The following is a 16906-nucleotide window of genomic DNA, read 5'->3' on the forward strand; positions in this document are numbered from 1 at the left end:
TTTCAGTTCTGTGTGGTGGCGCTCAGGGAGCCGAATCCAGCGATCCACTCTGGGATCGGGCGGTAATAACGGCCTTCGCTGCGCCAGTTGCCAAAGGCAGAAATAGCGGCGAAGGCAGCAACCCAGGTTTTAACTTCGTGCGTTGATTTGCCCGCCATCGCGGACAGTTCTTCGTTACTGACCGCGTCCAGCTCCTGCAAACGCCCCTGTTCAAGCAGCGTCATAAAGCGGTTATCCCAGACAGGGTTAAGCGGATGCAGCGTGTGTTGATCGGCCACAAACTTCTCGGCGGCGCTGATCACCCGCTGCTGGCGCAGCTCGCGCTCGTTTTCAGGTAGTTGTTTGCCGCTGCCGAGCAGGCGGTCGCGCATATGGGCATCAGCCTTCGCCAGCTCCGGGACCGGCGGCTGATGTGACAGGCCACCGGAGCCTAAAAACAGCACACGCTGATTCAGCGAGCTGGCGAATCGGCCAATCGCTTCACCGAGCATGCGGGTACGCTGAAAGCCCGGCAGCGGCGTGGCGACGCCGTTAATAAACACTGGCAGCACCGGCACGTTATCCAGACCACCGAGCAAAAACTCCAGCGGCTGCGCGAAGCCGTGATCGACCTGCATGTTGTAGGACACGGCGAGATCGATGCCGCTTTTCATTACCGCGTGGGCGCAGGCTTCAGCGAGATCTGTCGGCACCGGCAGTTCCCCCGCCGCGCTACCGAAATCGCCGATCGCCGTAGCGCCTACGCCTAAACAGAACGGCGGCATCACGTCGTAGAAAAATCCGTTGTAGTGATCGGGGGCAAACAGCACCACCAGTTCAGGGTCGAACGCCGCAATACGTGCCCGGGCGCTGGCGATCACACCGTTAACCTCGTCGAGCACGGCCTGCGCCGGGTCGACGTAACCCACCAGCGGCGAGTGGGAAAGACAGTGAAGATAAGCGTGCATATCAGGCCACCTTTTCAGCGGGAATGTGGGCATTAACGCGGGTGAGCGTCATCACCGACGCCAGTTTATTCAGGGTACTACCCAGGGTTTGCGGAATGGCGATGGCGGCCACAAAGCGGTCCGGGCGTATCACCACCAGCGCGGCGTTGTGCTGGGCAAACCACGCGCGCAGGCGGTTTTGCGTATCGCCAATGCGGGTAACGCCGTCGTGGTTATCCTGATCGGTTTGTATCTGTGTATCCGGCACCACCTGGATAAACTGCGTCCCCAACGCCTGCCACTGTTGGATCTGCGCCTCGCTCATGCCCCACAGCGGGTTACAGCCCCAACCGATCACCGCGAAATTCGGTCCGATGACGTTGTCGAGCAGCGTCACTTCACCTGATTCCAGCGTTACCTTCGGCTGGATAAACATCTTGCCAACGGGAGAGGTTTTCGCGTCGCCTTCACGCACCAGCGCCCCGGCGTGGTACTGCGGCATCGGCTTAAAGCGCATTTCAAGGAAGTAGCGTTTGACCGGCGGAATGTAGTTCAGCAGCCAGGAAACCCCGTCGCGCACCGCGCCGTGCCAGCGTTTCGGCGGCGCAAGTACGTTGCCTGCGGTCACCGAGAGATCGATCATCGCTTTGGCGTGGTCGCGGCGCTCCTGCTGGTAGGTATCCAACAGCGCATCACCGGCTTTGCCCTCAATCACCAGCGCCAGTTTCCACGCCAGATTGAAAGCATCGCGCATGCCACTGTTGTACCCCTGCCCCTGCCAGACCGGCATAATGTGCGCCGCATCGCCCGCCAGCAGCACGCGGTCAATGCGAAAACGTTCGGCCAGACGTGCGTTATGGGTATATACGCGCTGGCGGATCAGCTCGACGTTGTCCGGGTTCGGCAGCACTTTGCTCAAAAGCTGGCGCATATTCTGCGGTTCGCTGAGCTGCGCTTCGGTTTCCCCTGGCATTACCATAAATTCAAAGCGGCGCACCGCGTGCGGCAGCGCGGCGGAGACATACGGGCGCACCGGATCGCAGCACAGATACACATGCGGCGTGCTGAGCGGATCGTTAGCGATATCCACCACAATCCACTGATTCGGCGCGGTTTTGCCTTCAAATGGCACATTCAGCGAACGTCTGACGTTGCTGGCCCCACCGTCGCAAGCCACCAGCCACTGAGCTTTCACCGTTTCACGCTGGCCATCCGGCGCTTTCAGGTTCAACGTCACTTCACCATTTTGCTGGCTGAAGGCTTCCAGTTCTCGGGAGAACAGGCAGCGCACGTTGGGAAAACGCGACAGCCCTTCCAGCATCACCGCGTCTACCTGCGGCTGAATAAACGCGTTGCGGCGCGACCAGCCAAATTCGTCGGTCATCGGCTGGATATCAGCAAAACAGCGCCCTTTCGGGGTGAGAAAGCGCATCGCATGCCACGGCGTGGTGTGCGGCAGAACATTTTCGACCAGACCGACGGACTGCATGGTGCGCAGCGCTTCATCGTCAATGCCGATGGCGCGAGGATAGTCGATAAGGGTATCGAGCTTCTCCACCACCAACACCTCAATGCCCATCTGGCCAAGATAGTTCGCCATCATCAGCCCTACCGGACCGGCTCCGGCAATCGCTACCTGCACGGTGTGCTGCACAGCGGGTTGGATATCTGGATTTATTGTTGTCATTTCAGAACCTCACTACTCGGACAAAATGCAATTGCAGACCCTGGTGAGGCGCAATTGTTTTTTTGTTAAAAGAATGTGAATAATTTTTTATTGTGCGGTCAGTATAGAAGTGAGTTTTTACGCTACAATCAAAACATGCCTGGATGTGCACTAAGTGCACAACGTTGTTTTAACTGTAGATTTGTCAATAAATATGAAAAGTGACGACGGTACCGAATACAAAACCGTGCGCGGGTTAACGCGCGGACTAATGTTATTAAATATGTTAAATCGTCTCGACGGCGGGGCCAGCGTTGGCCTGCTGGCAGAGCTGAGCGGCCTGCACCGCACCACGGTCAGGCGACTACTGGAAACCCTGCAGGATGAGGGTTACGTCCGGCGCAGTCTGTCCGATGACAGCTTTCGCTTAACCATTAAGGTCCGTCAGCTCAGTGAGGGATTTCGTGACGAGCAGTGGATTTCTGCGCTCGCCGCCCCGCTGTTGGGGGATTTGCTGCGTGAGGTCATCTGGCCGACCGACGTTTCCACGCTGGATGTGGACGCGATGGTGGTGCGTGAAACCACCCATCGCTTCAGCCGCCTGTCGTTTCACCGGGCGATGGTCGGGCGTCGTTTGCCGCTGCTGAAAACCGCATCCGGCCTGACCTGGCTGGCATTTAGCCCGGAGAATGAACGTCAGGAACTGATTGAAATGCTGGCTTCACGACCGGGAGATGAGTTCCAGTTGGCGCGCGAACCGCTGAAGCTCGACGCCATTTTGAGCCGTGCGCGAAAAGACGGTTTTGGCCAGAACTTTCGCGGTTGGGATCAGGAGGAGAAAATCGCCTCCATCGCCGTCCCCATTCGCAGTGAACAGCGGGTGATCGGCTGCCTGAATCTGGTGTATATGGCCAGCGCCATGACCATCGAACAGGCCGCGGAAAAACATCTTCCGGCCTTACAAAAGGTGGCGAAACAGATAGAGGACGGCGTTGAGTCGCAGGAGATTTTGGTTGCCGGGAGGTGAGATGGATCACAGTTAAGCGGATCATCTGATTAATAGCTGAGATAACTCACTCACCGACCGATATAACACTGTGGCGTCTTGCCCTAAATATATCTTCATCACATAGTGTGCATTCGTTTTCTGCCAGGAGGCTGCATGTTAAAGGTCATTGCCGAAGATTTCATCAAACCTGAGTATATTGAAACCGTTCTCCCTTGGTACCGTGAGCTAATATCGGCAACGAAGAAAGAACCGCAATGCATTGCTTATGACCTCTATATTGATGAAAAAGATCCGGGGCATTTTATTTTTATCGAAGAATGGCCAAACCACGCGGCTCTCGATGAACATTGTGCCAGTGAGCATTTCCGGCGACTTGTGCCGTTAATCGATCAATACACGCGCCAGGAAGCACGTTACATACTGATGGATGACGTGGTAATTCCAGGTGCCTCATCAAAATAAAAAAACAGAATGGAATTTGCTATTTGGCTCAAATGGATATTCCCTTCTGACAAAAATACGCATAAAAAAACCGAAACCCCGCTTCTGAAAAGAGCTGGATTTCGGTTTTCATTCACTCTGAAGGGCTTCAGACCTTAAGCAGTTTCACCGTCTCGTCGATATCGATTTCATCTTCCGAGAAGATCAGCGTCGTGCCCTGGAAGGTGGTGATGGCCAGCTTTTTCAGCGTGCGCATTTCACCAGGCTTCACGTCTGATTTTGGTCGGATGCTGTTCATCAGCACACCAACGGACAGCACCGCATTTTCTTTGTCGATACGAGTCTCAGCAGGGACTTCTTCGCTGTAGACCAGGTAAGACTTGATCGCCGTGAGCTTCAGACGCTCACCCGCGATATAGATGTATTTGCTGTCGGGTATGACTTTTACCGCGTAGGCAGATAAGCCTTTGTTGTTGGTGGTGGGCTCAAAGGTCACCGCCGCGTCTTTCTTGATCAGCTCAGGATTAGCAACCTTAATCACATGAAAATAGCGGTTGTCGCCGTTTTCATCTTTGATAAATCCAAAGCCTTTATCTTTAAACCACGTTGTGATTGTTCCGTTCATTGCTGTTTCCGCCTGATTAAACCTATTACTTGTAGAGTATACCTACTCAATTTGCGCGCAGTGTAAAACACAGGCCATGTCTTTGGCTACTCGTTACCCCAACGATTGAGGAACTCCGCGATATCATCGATACGCTGTGCGTCGACTCCGGCCTTGGTTGCCATCTCCTGCTGCGCTTCTTCGCTGATCTCTTCATTGTTCATCAAACGAGTGATCAACTGCTGGAAGTAGTGTGCCAGTGCGTCGCGTTCTGTATCGCTCACTGGCTTTGCAGCTTCAGTCGCGTATTCGTCGGCGATATCATAAAATTTTAGCGGAATGTCGTTGTTCATCGGGTGCTCCGGGGTAAATGCGTGTGCCAGCAGTTGCCTGCCGCGTCTGGTGTGAATGATAGCATTCTTATTTCATGGTTCGCGATCTGTTTTATTGGCTGCAATACGTTGCATATATCAACACTATTTTCTGGAGCCGCTTCGTATTTAATAAATCTACTCTTATTTAAATGACGTTTTTTTCAGTACGAGATAATGGCTGCGAATTAAATAAAGAGTCGCAAAGGAAATATTCAATTACTTTAATTCTAATTACATTATCGATCTCTGCCATCTGCTATTGGCCCAATCTCATCGCTAGTCGCCCATTTGCCCACATTCATCTTCTGGGCAACACTCTACGATGACACCACTGACCCAACATGTGGAGCAAACACCATGAACATCACGCAAATCCGTAACGCCACACAGCGCATCACCTTTGGCGGCGATTAGCCACGTTTTTGCGCCAGCCAGATGGTATGCCCGGCGCAGTGCGGATCTTCCATCACCATCTCTACCACCACAAAACCGTGCGCTGACAGCAATGCGCGGTATTCATCCGGCGCGAGGCTGGCGTGAAACAGCGGCTCGCCCTCAAATTGCCCCATCGCGATACCGTTTTCCGTTCCGCTGGTAAACATCAGCGCGCTGCCGGGACGGCTGAGTCGGTCAAAAATCGGGAACATCTTTTGCTGATCCTGCTGAGTTAAATGGAAAAAGCTGTCCCAGGCGATCAGACCATCGAAAGTCTCGTTAAGTCCCAGCTCGCGCATATCCTGCTCCAGCCAGCGCTGTGCGGGAAAAGAGTGCCGGGCCCGCGCCAGCATCGCCGCAGAACCATCAATTCCCGTAAGCGGAAAGCCTTGCTGAATAAAATAACCAGCAATCGGCTGACCGTTGCCGCAGCCAATATCCACAATGCTGCCCTGTCCGCCCATCACGGTGATGAACTTATCCAGCCAGCTTTTCTCGAACAGTGCGCGTGAACGCTGGCTAGCAAAGGCCTCCGCATGACGTTGGTAGATGGACAGAATGTTGTTTGCCGCAGAGTCGCTCACGATGTCCTCACTTTTTTATGTTGTTAAGCATCACGACGATAAATCCTCCAGCACACGATCAGCAACCCTGGAATGCGCCTCGCAGAACCAATGCGCAAATACCCCAAAACCGTCCCGCTGTGGCATCATAGCGCGCAGATAACGTCATGACAGGGGTGATAAACGTGAAACCGGTAACGCTATACGATGTGGCAGACCATGCAGGAGTCTCTTACCAGACAGTCTCGCGCGTCGTGAATCAGGCCAGCCACGTTTCCGCAAAAACCCGACAGAAAGTTGAGGCCGCGATGGCGGAGCTCAATTACATCCCCAACCGCGTCGCACAGCAGTTGGCGGGCAAACAGACGCCGCTGATTGGCGTCGTGACGGCGAACCTTGCCCTGCACGCCCCCTCGCAAATCGTTGCCGCCATAAAATCCCGCGCCGACCAGTCCGGGGCCAGCGTGGTGATCGCCATGGTCGAACGTAGCGGCGTTGAGGCATGTAAAGCCGCAGTCCACAACCTGCTTTCTCAACGCGTAACCGGGCTTATCATCAACTACCCGCTGGATGAAGAAGACGCCATTGCCGTGGCTACCGCCTGCGGTACGGTGCCGGTACTGTTTCTCGATGTCTCTGATCAGACGCCAATTAACAGCGTGATTTTCTCCCATGACGACGGCGCACGTCTCGGCGTTGAACATCTGGTGCAGCATGGGCATCAGCGTATCGCCCTGCTGAGCGGGCCACACACTTCGGTTTCGGCAAGGCTTCGCCATGCGGGGTGGCATAAATATCTGGCGCACTACCAGCTGCAACCCACCGCGGAGCTGGAAGGCGACTGGAGCGCGATGTCAGGTTTTCAGCAAACGCTGCATATGCTTAATGGTGGTAATCTCCCCACCGCCATGCTGGTCGCTAACGATCAAATGGCGCTGGGCGCGATGCGTGCAATCAGCGAGTTCGGTCTGCGGGTGGCGGTTGATATCTCGGTGATTGGCTACGATGACACCGAAGACAGCGCCTGCTACATCCCACCACTGACCACCATCAGGCAGGATTTTCCGTTACTGGGTGAAACCAGCGTCGACAGACTGCTGCAACTTCCCCGTGGGACCTCAAGCGTGGGCAACCAACTGCTGCCCGTAACCCTGGTTAAGCGCAATACGGTTCTGCCTCCCGATACGCAAACCCTCTCACCCCAGGTGCTGGCCGACTCACTGATCCAGCTAGCGCGGCAAGTTTCGCAGCTCACACCCAAATTGTGAACGCATAACAATTGTGTGAGTCAGTTCACTCATTGAGCGCCCCATCCTTTACAGTTGGGATCGCTTATTCGTATTTTGATTGAAATTGTGAGCGAATAACAAATTCAAACAGGATACCGTTATGAACCTGAACACAGATTCACTCTCCGCTGTACTGGCCCGCCGTGACTGGGAAAATCCCGGCGTCACGCAGCTCAACCGCCTGGAGGCGCACCCGCCGTTTTGTAGCTGGCGCTCAGCGGATGATGCGCGCACCAATCAGCGATCAACTCAGTTACGCTCGCTGAATGGCAAGTGGCTGTTCGCCTGGTTTTCCGCGCCTGAGGCCGTGCCGGAAAGCTGGCTGACAAGCGATCTGCCACAGGCTGATACTGTCAACGTCCCCTCTAACTGGCAGATAGATGGTTACGACGCGCCAATTTATACCAACGTCACCTACCCGATCCCGGTTAACCCCCCGTACGTTCCAGCGCAGAATCCGACAGGATGTTACTCGCTCACATTTAATATCGAAGACGCGTGGTTAGATGAAGGTCAGACGCGCATTATTTTTGACGGGGTGAATTCCGCGTTTCATTTGTGGTGCAATGGTCGCTGGGTTGGCTACGGTCAGGACAGCCGCCTGCCGTCTGAATTCGATCTTAGCGATTATCTGCTGCCAGGAGAAAACCGCCTGGCAGTGATGGTGCTGCGCTGGAGCGACGGCAGTTATCTGGAAGACCAGGACATGTGGCGCATGAGCGGGATCTTTCGCGATGTATCTTTGCTGCATAAGCCCGCTACGCAAATCCGCGACCTGCGCATTAACACCCGTTTTAACGACGATTTCAGCCGCGCCACGCTGGAAACAGAAGTCAGAGTGGCGGGCAACGAGTGCGAAGATTTACGCGTCACTCTGCAATTGTGGGACGGTGAAACGCTCACTCACGAAACGACTTCCCCGCTCGGCAGCGAAATTATTGATGAACGCGGCGCTTATCATGATCGGGTTACCCTGCGTCTGAACGTCGAAAACCCGGCGCTGTGGAGTGCCGAAACGCCTAATCTGTACCGCGCTGTGGTCCAGTTACGTACCGCTGACGGAGCGCTGATTGAAGCGGAAGCCTGTGATGTCGGCTTTCGTCAGGTTCGTATTGAAAACGGCCTGCTGTTACTCAACGGTAAGCCGCTGTTGATTCGCGGCACCAACCGTCATGAGCACCATCCGGTCAACGGTCAGGTGATGGACGAGGCGACGATGGTGCAGGATATTCTGCTGATGAAGCAGAACAACTTTAACGCCGTGCGCTGCTCCCATTACCCGAACCATCCATTGTGGTACACCCTGTGCGATCGCTACGGCCTGTATGTGGTCGACGAAGCCAACATTGAAACCCACGGCATGGTGCCGATGAATCGCCTCACCGACGATCCCGCATGGCTGCCAGCCATGAGCCAGCGCGTCACGCGCATGGTGCAACGCGATCGCAACCACCCGAGCATCATCATCTGGTCACTGGGCAATGAATCCGGGCATGGCACCAACCATGACGCGATCTACCGCTGGATAAAATCAGAAGATCCGTCCCGTCCGGTACAGTATGAAGGCGGCGGCGCAAATACCACGGCAACCGACATTATTTGCCCAATGTACGCCCGCGTCGATCAGGATCAGCCCTTCCCCGCGGTACCCAAATGGTCGATTAAAAAGTGGCTGTCGATGCCCGGCGAGCAGCGTCCGCTGATCCTCTGCGAATACGCCCACGCCATGGGCAACAGTTTTGGCGGCTTCGCCAAATACTGGCAAGCGTTCCGTCAATTTCCGCGCCTACAGGGCGGGTTTGTCTGGGACTGGGTAGATCAGTCGCTGATTAAATATGATGATAACGGCAAGGCATGGTCTGCCTACGGTGGTGATTTTGGCGACACGCCTAACGATCGTCAGTTTTGCATGAACGGCCTGGTGTTCGCCGATCGCACCCCGCATCCGGCATTATACGAGGCCAAACATGTGCAGCAGTTTTTCCAGTTTACGCTGCTGCCGGGACCCAAACGCCAGATTGAAGTAACCAGCGAATATCTGTTCCGCCACAGCGATAACGAAGTTCTGCACTGGTCGATTGCCCAGGATGGCAACCCGCTGGCCGCCGGAGAAATCGTGCTGGATATCGCCCCACAGAGTCGCCAGGTGATTACCCTGCCAGATGTCCCGCTACCGGAAACCGCCGGCCAGTTATGGCTAACGGTACGCGTAGAGCAACCTCAGACCACCGCATGGTCAGATGCCGGGCACATTAGCGCCTGGCAGCAATGGAAGCTGGAAGAGAAACTCAGCCTGGCGCCACGGCCAACTGCCCGTACCGCACCACAGCTGAACGTGAGCGAAAACACCTTTACTGTTGAGATCAACGACAAGCGCTGGCAATTCGACCGTCAGTCTGGCCTGCTGACACAGTACTGGATTGGCGACGCAGCTCAGCTGTTAACCCCGCTTACTGACCAGTTCACCCGCGCGCCGCTGGACAACGACATCGGCGTGAGCGAGTCAACCCGCATCGATCCTAACGCCTGGGTCGAACGCTGGAAAGCTGCCGGTCATTATCTGGTCGAAGCAACGTTACTGCACTGTGCTGCCGACACGCTAAGCAATGCGGTACTGATCGCCACCGAACATGCGTGGCAGTATCAGGGCCAAACGCTGTTCGTCAGCCGAAAAAGCTACCGTATTGACGGCAATAGTGAGATGCAGATAACGGTGGATGTCGACGTCGCCAGCGGCACGCCACATCCGGCCCGCATCGGCCTGAGCTGCCAGCTGGCGCAGGTCGCTGAGCGCGTGAACTGGTTAGGTCTCGGCCCACATGAGAACTACCCGGATCGCCTGAGCGCCGCCTGTTTTGATCGTTGGGATTTGTCACTTGATGAGATGTACACCCCGTATGTTTTCCCTGGCGAAAACGGTCTGCGCTGCAACACGCGTGAGCTACGCTACGGCGCGCATCAATGGCGAGGGGACTTCCTGTTCAACATCAGCCGCTTTAGCCAGAAGCAACTGATGGAAACCAGCCACCGCCATCTGCTGCAACCGGAGGCAGGTACCTGGGTCAATATTGATGGCTTCCATATGGGCGTGGGCGGTGACGACTCCTGGAGTCCTTCCGTTTCACCAGAGTTCCTGCTGAGTGCCGGACGCTACCACTACCAGCTGGTCTGGGGTCAAAAATAATAATAATCGGGCAGGTTCCCCCCTGCCCGCATTCATCGTAAGGAAGTCCATTATGTATTATTTGAAAAACACTAACTTTTGGATGTTCGGCTTCTTCTTTTTCTTTTACTTTTTCATTATGGGTGCCTATTTCCCCTTCTTCCCTATCTGGTTACACGATGTAAACCATATCAGTAAAGGTGACACCGGGATCATTTTCGCCTGTATTTCACTATTTTCATTATTATTCCAGCCTGTTTTCGGACTGCTTTCCGATAAGCTTGGCCTGCGTAAACACCTGCTGTGGGTAATTACCGGAATGCTGGTAATGTTTGCCCCATTCTTTATTTACGTCTTTGGCCCGTTATTACAGGTTAATATTTTACTGGGTTCGATTGTCGGCGGGATTTACCTTGGCTTTATCTACAATGCCGGCGCTCCGGCGATTGAAGCCTATATTGAAAAAGCCAGCCGCCGAAGCAATTTTGAATTTGGTCGCGCGCGCATGTTTGGCTGCGTGGGCTGGGCGCTGTGCGCCTCAATTGCCGGGATTATGTTCACCATCAATAACCAGTTTGTCTTCTGGTTAGGTTCCGGCTGTGCGGTCATTCTGGCATTGCTGCTGCTCTTTTCAAAAACAGATGCCCCTTCTTCTGCAAAAGTTGCGGATGCGGTAGGCGCCAACAACTCAGCATTCAGTCTGAAGCTGGCGCTGGAGTTATTTAAACAACCGAAACTCTGGTTCCTCTCCCTGTACGTGGTCGGCGTTTCCTGTACGTATGATGTGTTTGACCAGCAGTTCGCCAACTTCTTTACCTCGTTCTTTGCCACCGGCGAACAGGGTACCCGTGTGTTTGGCTACGTCACGACCATGGGGGAATTACTTAATGCCTCTATCATGTTCTTTGCGCCGCTGATTGTGAACCGCATTGGCGGAAAGAACGCCCTACTGCTGGCCGGTACGATAATGTCGGTGCGGATCATCGGCTCCTCCTTCGCCACCTCTGCGCTGGAGGTCGTCATTCTCAAAACGCTGCATATGTTTGAAATACCGTTCCTGATCGTCGGTTGCTTCAAATACATCACCAGTCAGTTTGAAGTGCGCTTCTCGGCCACAATTTACCTGGTGTGCTTCTGTTTCTTCAAACAGTTAGCAATGATTTTCATGTCAGTTCTGGCCGGAAAAATGTATGAGAGCATTGGTTTCCAGGGGGCGTATCTGGTGCTGGGGATAATTGCGCTGAGCTTCACGTTGATTTCCGTATTTACCCTAAGTGGACCGGGGCCGTTTTCTCTGCTGCGTCGTCGCGAAAGCGTCACGCTGTAAAAGCCTCTTTGCCGGATACACCACTCACGTGGTTTATCCGGCCTTCGATGTGCCATCCTCACACGATGAGTCCTGACCTGGTGGTTTAAGTTCCGAGGACAACACGCCGCTTTTTTATCGTTATGGTAAAACGGGGCGAGAAGCCAGGTCATAGCATGAGCAAAAAGACGGTTGCGGTAACAACGCTCTTTATCAGCGTATTACTTACAGGATGTGGCAGCATTGATGCGCGCACGGCAGGCGAGGATTCAGATACGTATTACGTGGGTATGCGCCATGATATTGATAAACTAAAAAACCCGGGCGCTTACGATTATAACTATTTCGATTTAGCGCTGTTATTTGTTGATGTGCCGTTATCGTTCGTGGCCGATACGGTTTATGCGCCGTTTGATTACTATCACGGGCCGTATAAGAAAGTTGATTAACACGTAGGCCCGGTAAGCATTGCGCCACCGGGCATCACACGACGTTACTCCTCGATCGCCTGACGGATTTGCTGCAACGATGCGGGATCGTCAATGGTCGTCAGATCGCCAGGATCGCGGCCTTCGCAGATCGCCTGAATCGTCCGTCTGAGCATTTTGCCGGAGCGTGTTTTCGGCAGCTGCGACACAAACCAGACGTGCGCCGGACGACCAAAATTACCAATTTGACTGTCCACCAGCGCCATAATCGCCTTCTCTTCCGAATGGGCAATGTCGCTGTCTTCCAGACTGTCGCTCTGTTTTGGAATAACAAACGCGACCGCCACCTGACCTTTCAGCGCATCCTTCACACCGACCACCGCCACTTCGGCGACGTTTGGATAGCTGGAAATACTCTCCTCTATCTCGCGCGTCCCCAGCCGGTGTCCGGCCACGTTGATCACGTCATCCGTACGGCCAAGAATGAAGTAATAGCCATCGGCATCGCGAATGCCCCAGTCAAAGGTGGCGTACACCTGGCGGGAAAACAGCGACCAGTAGGTATTCACAAACCGCGCGTCATCCCCCCAGATAGTCTGAATACAGCCCGGCGGCAGCGGCCCTTCAATCACCAGCATCCCCTTCTCGTTCGCCGCACAAGGTTCACCGGTCACCTCATTGAGCAACTGCACGTTATAGCCGTACATCGGCACGCCAGGACTGCCCAGCCGCGACGGTCGGTCGTCCAGCCCGCGGGCGATAGCCATAATCGGCCAGCCGGATTCAGTCTGCCAGTAGTTGTCGATAACCGGGACGCCCAGCGTTTCCGTTACCCAACTGGCGGTCGGTTCATCCAGCGGCTCACCCGCCAGATACAGCACCTCCAGCGAGGAGAGATCGTGATTGCGGATTTGCGCGGTTGGGAATTTTTTCAGCACGCGGATGGCGGTCGGGGCCGAGAACATCCGGCTGACCTGATACTTCTCAACAATTTTCCACCATACGCCGCAGTCCGGATACGTTGGCAGCCCTTCGTAAACCACCGTCGCCATCCCCGCCAGCAGCGGGGCATACACGATATAGGAATGCCCAACCACCCAGCCGATATCCGACGCGCAGAAGAACACGCCGCCCGCTTTGCCGCCGAAAATGGTGTCCATCGAGGTCGCCAGCGCGACCGCGTAACCACCAACGTCGCGCTGGACGCCTTTCGGTTTACCGGTTGTCCCGGAGGTGTAGAGAATGCAGGACGTTTCGTTCGACTCCAGCCACACAACCGGCACCCGTGCGCCGAGATGCTGTTGGCGTAGCGCGGCAAAGTCGAGGTCACGCCCCTCCACCCGCGCCATTTTCGCCAGACCGCGGTCGACCAGCACCACATGACGCGGCTGATGCTGAGCCTGATCGATCGCATCATCGAGTAGCTTTTTATAGGGCAGGATCTTGCCGCCGCGCGCCCCGGCATCCGCTGAAACGATAACCACCGGTCGGGCGTCATCGATGCGCGCCGCCACGCTGTGCGAAGCAAAACCACCGAACACCACTGAATGGATCGCCCCAATGCGTGCGCAGGCCAGCAGCGTAATGTGCGCTTCGGCGATCATCGGCATATAAACCAGTACCCGATCCCCGCGCTGTACGCCGAGCGACAACAGCATCGCTGCCACAACATTCACTTCGTCATACAACTGACGAAAGGTAAACGTGCGTTCTTCTTCGGTTTCTGATGACACAGCAATCAGCGCCAGCGCCTCGGGCTGTTTCTCCAGCCAGCGGTCGATGGCGTTATGGCACAGATTGGTCGTCCCGCCGCAAAACCAGCGGGCAAACGGCGGATTGCTGTGGTCCAGTACCTGCGTATACGGCTGCTGCCAGTCAATACGCTGGGCCTGCTCGGCCCAGAACGACTCCGGCTGCGTAATAGAACGTTGATAAAACTCGCTATAAGACATAATGCTCTCCTGTTGAACTTACGCCTGATGAGTCGGGTTTCAGATAACAAACAAATCCATATACTCATTGACCGGCATCTGCTCCAGGCGAGTTCTGTCCAGGGAGACATCCAGAATGCGCTGCTGCTGACGGGTCGGGAACTGACGCGCCAGGTTGATTTTGAACTTCTCGACCAGCTTCGGCATCCCGTCGTTACGACGGCGCGCATGGCCGATTGGGTACTCCACCACCACTTCTTCAAAACGTGAGCCGTCGGTGAATTCCAGGGTGATGGCATTCGCGATGGCGCGTTTTTCAGGATCGTGGTAATCGGCTGTAAAGGCCGGATCTTCAAAGCAGTTGATCTTCTCGCGCAGGGCATCAATGCGTTTGTCCTGCGCCACGCCGTCTTCATAATCTGCCGCGGTTAAGCGCCCGAACAGCAGCGGAATGGCGACCATATACTGGATGCAGTGATCGCGATCCGCCGGGTTATTCAGCGGGCCTTTTTTATCGATGATGCGGATACAGGCTTCGTGCGTACGAATGGTCACTTTTTCGATATCCGCCGCCGTTTTCCCTGCAGCCTGTAGCTGCTCGTACAGCGTCATCGCCGCCTCTACCGCAGTCTGCGAGTGGAACTCGGCCGGGAAGGAGATTTTAAACAGCACGTTTTCCATCACATAAGAGCCGTACGGGCGCTGGAAGCGGAACGATTCGCCTTTGAAAGAGACGTCATAAAAGCCCCAGGTTTTCGCCGTCAGCGCAGACGGATACCCCATCTCACCGGTTTTCGCCATCAGTGCCAGACGTACCGCGCGCGAAGTTGCATCGCCAGCTGCCCAGGATTTACGCGTGCCGGTGTTTGGCGCATGGCGATAGGTACGCAGCGACTGCCCGTCAACCCACGCCAGCGACACGGCGTTGAGGATTTCATCCCGGTTCAGGCCAAGCATCTCGGCGACCACCGCCGTGGAGGCCACTTTGACCAGCAGGACGTGATCGAGACCGACGCGGTTAAAAGAGTTTTCCAGCGCAATGCAGCCCTGAATTTCATGGGCTTTAATCATTCCGGTGAGCACTTTTTTCATGGTTAATGGCGCTTTCCCCACTGCTACCGCATTGCGTGACAGCCAGTCAGCCGTGGCCAGAATGCCGCCGAGGTTATCGGAAGGATGCCCCCATTCCGCGGCCAGCCAGGTGTCGTTAAAGTCCAGCCAGCGGATCATCGCGCCGATGTTAAACGCCGCCTGCACCGGATCGAGCTGGAACTGGGTGCCCGGAACGCGCACGCCGTTCGGCACCACAGTCCCTGGGACTACCGGCCCCAGCAGTTTTTTACAAGCCGGATATTCCAGCGCTTCCAGGCCGCAGCCTAAGGTATCAAGCAGGCAATAATGCGCGGTGTCATACGCTACCGTCGAAGTGATCTCGTAATTCATGACGTAATCAACGATATCAACGATTTCACGGTCAAATTCCGGGCGGACGTTCGAAATATGTGCAGACATAACAAGGGTTCCTGTTTTTTATATTTAGAGGTTTTGCATTAGCAACGCTGATCTATCGCGACAAAGACACGATCTTCCGGGCCGGTGTAATTGGCGGAAGGACGGATAATTTTGTTGTCCTGGCGCTGTTCAATGATGTGCGCCGCCCAGCCGGTGACGCGGGCGATGACAAACAGCGGTGTGAACATTTCAGTCGGGACGCCCATCATGTTGTAGGAGACTGCCGAGAACCAGTCGAGGTTGGGGAACATCTTTTTCGTTTCCCACATCACGTCTTCCAGACGGTCGGCGATGTTGTACATTTTCAGCGAACCGCCTTCCTGAGAAAGCTGTTTCGCCACGCGCTTTATCACCTGATGGCGCGGGTCGGCGATGGTGTAAACCGGATGACCAAAGCCAATCACCACTTCTTTGTTTTCAACGCGTTTACGGATATCCGCTTCCGCTTCGTCTGGCGTTTCGTAGCGCTGTTGGATCTCCAGCGATACTTCATTCGCCCCGCCGTGTTTCGGACCACGCAGTGCGCCAATCGCGCCAATAATCGCGGAATACATATCGGATCCGGTCCCTGCAATCACGCGGCTGGTGAAGGTGGAGGCGTTGAATTCGTGTTCGGCGTACAGCACCAGCGAAATATGCATCGCTTTTTCCCAGCTTCGCGACGGCTTTTCGCCATGCAGCAGATGCAGGAAGTGGCCGCCAATGGAATCATCGTCAGTTTCCGGCTGAATACGCTCGCCGTTATGGCTGTAGTGATACCAGTACAGGAGAATAGAACTGAGCGATGCCAGCAGCTTGTCGGCAATATCGCGTGCGCCGGAGACGGTATGCCCTTCTTTTTCCGGCAACGTACAGCCCAGCGCGGAGACGCCGGTGCGCATCACGTCCATCGGGTGCGAGGCAGCAGGCAGCGCTTCCAGAACGGTACGCACGTTTGCGGGCAGTCCGCGCAGCGCTTTTAATTTGATTTTATAGGCGGTGAGCTCATCACGGGTGGGCAATTTCCCGTGGATCAGCAGGTGCGCGACTTCTTCAAATTCGCACTGCTGCGCCAGGTCGAGAATATCGTAGCCGCGATAGTGCAGGTCGTTACCACTTTTGCCAACGGTACACAGCGCGGTATTTCCGGCGGCAACGCCTGACAGCGCAACCGATTTTTTAGGTTTAATGACATGGGTACTATTTTGCAGGATCGTTGTGTCGCTCATGTTGTCCTCGTCATTTTTATAATATGTAGGGTACAAATTTATTGCCGGATG

The 16906-nt window shown here is 55.0% G+C and carries 14 protein-coding genes; 6 read left to right on the forward strand and 8 right to left on the reverse strand.

What is annotated here, in order from left to right:
* Nucleotides 1-2: 2 nt before the first annotated feature.
* On the reverse strand, nt 3-947 hold the full coding sequence (gene mhpB, locus HV243_RS19370; RefSeq protein ID WP_046275617.1) for a 2,3-dihydroxyphenylpropionate/2,3-dihydroxicinnamic acid 1,2-dioxygenase: 945 nt from the start codon (nt 945-947) through the stop codon (nt 3-5).
* Between the two features lies 1 nt (nt 948).
* Complete coding sequence (locus HV243_RS19375) at nt 949-2613, reverse strand: bifunctional 3-(3-hydroxy-phenyl)propionate/3-hydroxycinnamic acid hydroxylase (RefSeq protein WP_016151971.1); 1665 nt, start codon at nt 2611-2613, stop codon at nt 949-951.
* 193 nt (nt 2614-2806) lie between these two features.
* On the opposite strand from HV243_RS19375, the gene HV243_RS19380 reads away from it, so the two are divergent.
* Both HV243_RS19380 and HV243_RS19385 read left to right on the forward strand, forming a co-directional pair.
* On the forward strand, nt 2807-3619 hold the full coding sequence (locus tag HV243_RS19380; RefSeq protein WP_046275638.1) for a DNA-binding transcriptional regulator: 813 nt from the start codon (nt 2807-2809) through the stop codon (nt 3617-3619).
* A 135-nt stretch (nt 3620-3754) separates the two neighbouring features.
* Complete coding sequence (locus HV243_RS19385; protein WP_046275619.1) at nt 3755-4063, forward strand: putative quinol monooxygenase; 309 nt, start codon at nt 3755-3757, stop codon at nt 4061-4063.
* Nucleotides 4064-4190: 127 nt separating this feature from the next.
* Here the strand turns inward: HV243_RS19385 and HV243_RS19390 are convergent, their stop codons facing one another.
* The 3 genes from HV243_RS19390 to HV243_RS19400 all read right to left on the reverse strand — a co-directional run bounded on the left by HV243_RS19390 (nt 4191) and on the right by HV243_RS19400 (nt 6039).
* The gene (locus tag HV243_RS19390) at nt 4191-4667 is read right to left on the reverse strand and encodes a cold shock domain-containing protein (protein WP_016151966.1); all 477 of its coding nucleotides are present in this window, start codon (nt 4665-4667) and stop codon (nt 4191-4193) included.
* Nucleotides 4668-4753: 86 nt separating this feature from the next.
* Nucleotides 4754-4999, reverse strand: a complete 246-nt coding sequence (locus HV243_RS19395) for a YmjA family protein (RefSeq protein ID WP_053390019.1) — start codon at nt 4997-4999, stop codon at nt 4754-4756.
* A 431-nt stretch (nt 5000-5430) separates the two neighbouring features.
* On the reverse strand, nt 5431-6039 hold the full coding sequence (locus HV243_RS19400) for a class I SAM-dependent methyltransferase (RefSeq protein WP_053390018.1): 609 nt from the start codon (nt 6037-6039) through the stop codon (nt 5431-5433).
* 164 nt (nt 6040-6203) lie between these two features.
* On the opposite strand from HV243_RS19400, the gene HV243_RS19405 reads away from it, so the two are divergent.
* From HV243_RS19405 to HV243_RS19420, 4 genes are all read left to right on the forward strand, one after another.
* On the forward strand, nt 6204-7286 hold the full coding sequence (locus HV243_RS19405) for a LacI family DNA-binding transcriptional regulator (RefSeq protein WP_016151953.1): 1083 nt from the start codon (nt 6204-6206) through the stop codon (nt 7284-7286).
* Between the two features lie 121 nt (nt 7287-7407).
* A complete protein-coding gene (locus HV243_RS19410) occupies nt 7408-10491 on the forward strand; it encodes a beta-galactosidase (protein WP_053390017.1) in 3084 nt (1027 codons plus the stop codon).
* A gap of 52 nt (nt 10492-10543) precedes the next feature.
* Nucleotides 10544-11797 (forward strand): MFS transporter, encoded by a 1254-nt coding sequence (locus HV243_RS19415; protein ID WP_053390016.1) that lies wholly within the window; start codon nt 10544-10546, stop codon nt 11795-11797.
* A gap of 155 nt (nt 11798-11952) precedes the next feature.
* On the forward strand, nt 11953-12225 hold the full coding sequence (locus HV243_RS19420; protein ID WP_016151950.1) for a YceK/YidQ family lipoprotein: 273 nt from the start codon (nt 11953-11955) through the stop codon (nt 12223-12225).
* A gap of 44 nt (nt 12226-12269) precedes the next feature.
* Here HV243_RS19420 and prpE read toward each other — a convergent pair whose 3' ends face one another.
* Genes prpE through prpC form a run of 3 tightly spaced genes read right to left on the reverse strand, consistent with a single transcriptional unit; the run spans nt 12270 to nt 16855 of the window.
* Nucleotides 12270-14156: a propionate--CoA ligase gene (prpE, locus tag HV243_RS19425; protein WP_016155799.1), complete on the reverse strand. Its 1887-nt coding sequence runs from the start codon at nt 14154-14156 to the stop codon at nt 12270-12272.
* A gap of 39 nt (nt 14157-14195) precedes the next feature.
* Nucleotides 14196-15647 (reverse strand): bifunctional 2-methylcitrate dehydratase/aconitate hydratase, encoded by a 1452-nt coding sequence (locus tag HV243_RS19430; RefSeq protein WP_016155798.1) that lies wholly within the window; start codon nt 15645-15647, stop codon nt 14196-14198.
* Nucleotides 15648-15685: 38 nt separating this feature from the next.
* Nucleotides 15686-16855 (reverse strand): 2-methylcitrate synthase, encoded by a 1170-nt coding sequence (gene prpC / locus HV243_RS19435; protein WP_047497899.1) that lies wholly within the window; start codon nt 16853-16855, stop codon nt 15686-15688.
* Nucleotides 16856-16906: the final 51 nt, after the last annotated feature.

It is taken from the genome of Citrobacter sp. RHBSTW-00599, assembly GCF_013784065.1.
Lineage (GTDB): Bacteria > Pseudomonadota > Gammaproteobacteria > Enterobacterales > Enterobacteriaceae > Citrobacter > Citrobacter braakii.

Excerpts from the sequence above, each read along its gene's own strand:
- prpC (WP_047497899.1), bottom strand. The coding sequence starts at position 16,855 with ATGAGCGACACAACGATCCTGCAAAATAGTACCCATGTCATTAAACCT.
- HV243_RS19430 (WP_016155798.1), bottom strand. The coding sequence starts at position 15,647 with ATGTCTGCACATATTTCGAACGTCCGCCCGGAATTTGACCGTGAAATC.
- HV243_RS19395 (WP_053390019.1), bottom strand. The coding sequence starts at position 4,999 with ATGAACAACGACATTCCGCTAAAATTTTATGATATCGCCGACGAATAC.
- HV243_RS19390 (WP_016151966.1), bottom strand. The coding sequence starts at position 4,667 with ATGAACGGAACAATCACAACGTGGTTTAAAGATAAAGGCTTTGGATTT.
- HV243_RS19385 (WP_046275619.1), top strand. The coding sequence starts at position 3,755 with ATGTTAAAGGTCATTGCCGAAGATTTCATCAAACCTGAGTATATTGAA.
- HV243_RS19380 (WP_046275638.1), top strand. The coding sequence starts at position 2,807 with ATGAAAAGTGACGACGGTACCGAATACAAAACCGTGCGCGGGTTAACG.
- HV243_RS19375 (WP_016151971.1), bottom strand. The coding sequence starts at position 2,613 with ATGACAACAATAAATCCAGATATCCAACCCGCTGTGCAGCACACCGTG.
- mhpB (WP_046275617.1), bottom strand. The coding sequence starts at position 947 with ATGCACGCTTATCTTCACTGTCTTTCCCACTCGCCGCTGGTGGGTTAC.
- HV243_RS19410 (WP_053390017.1), top strand. The coding sequence starts at position 7,408 with ATGAACCTGAACACAGATTCACTCTCCGCTGTACTGGCCCGCCGTGAC.
- HV243_RS19415 (WP_053390016.1), top strand. The coding sequence starts at position 10,544 with ATGTATTATTTGAAAAACACTAACTTTTGGATGTTCGGCTTCTTCTTT.
- HV243_RS19420 (WP_016151950.1), top strand. The coding sequence starts at position 11,953 with ATGAGCAAAAAGACGGTTGCGGTAACAACGCTCTTTATCAGCGTATTA.
- prpE (WP_016155799.1), bottom strand. The coding sequence starts at position 14,156 with ATGTCTTATAGCGAGTTTTATCAACGTTCTATTACGCAGCCGGAGTCG.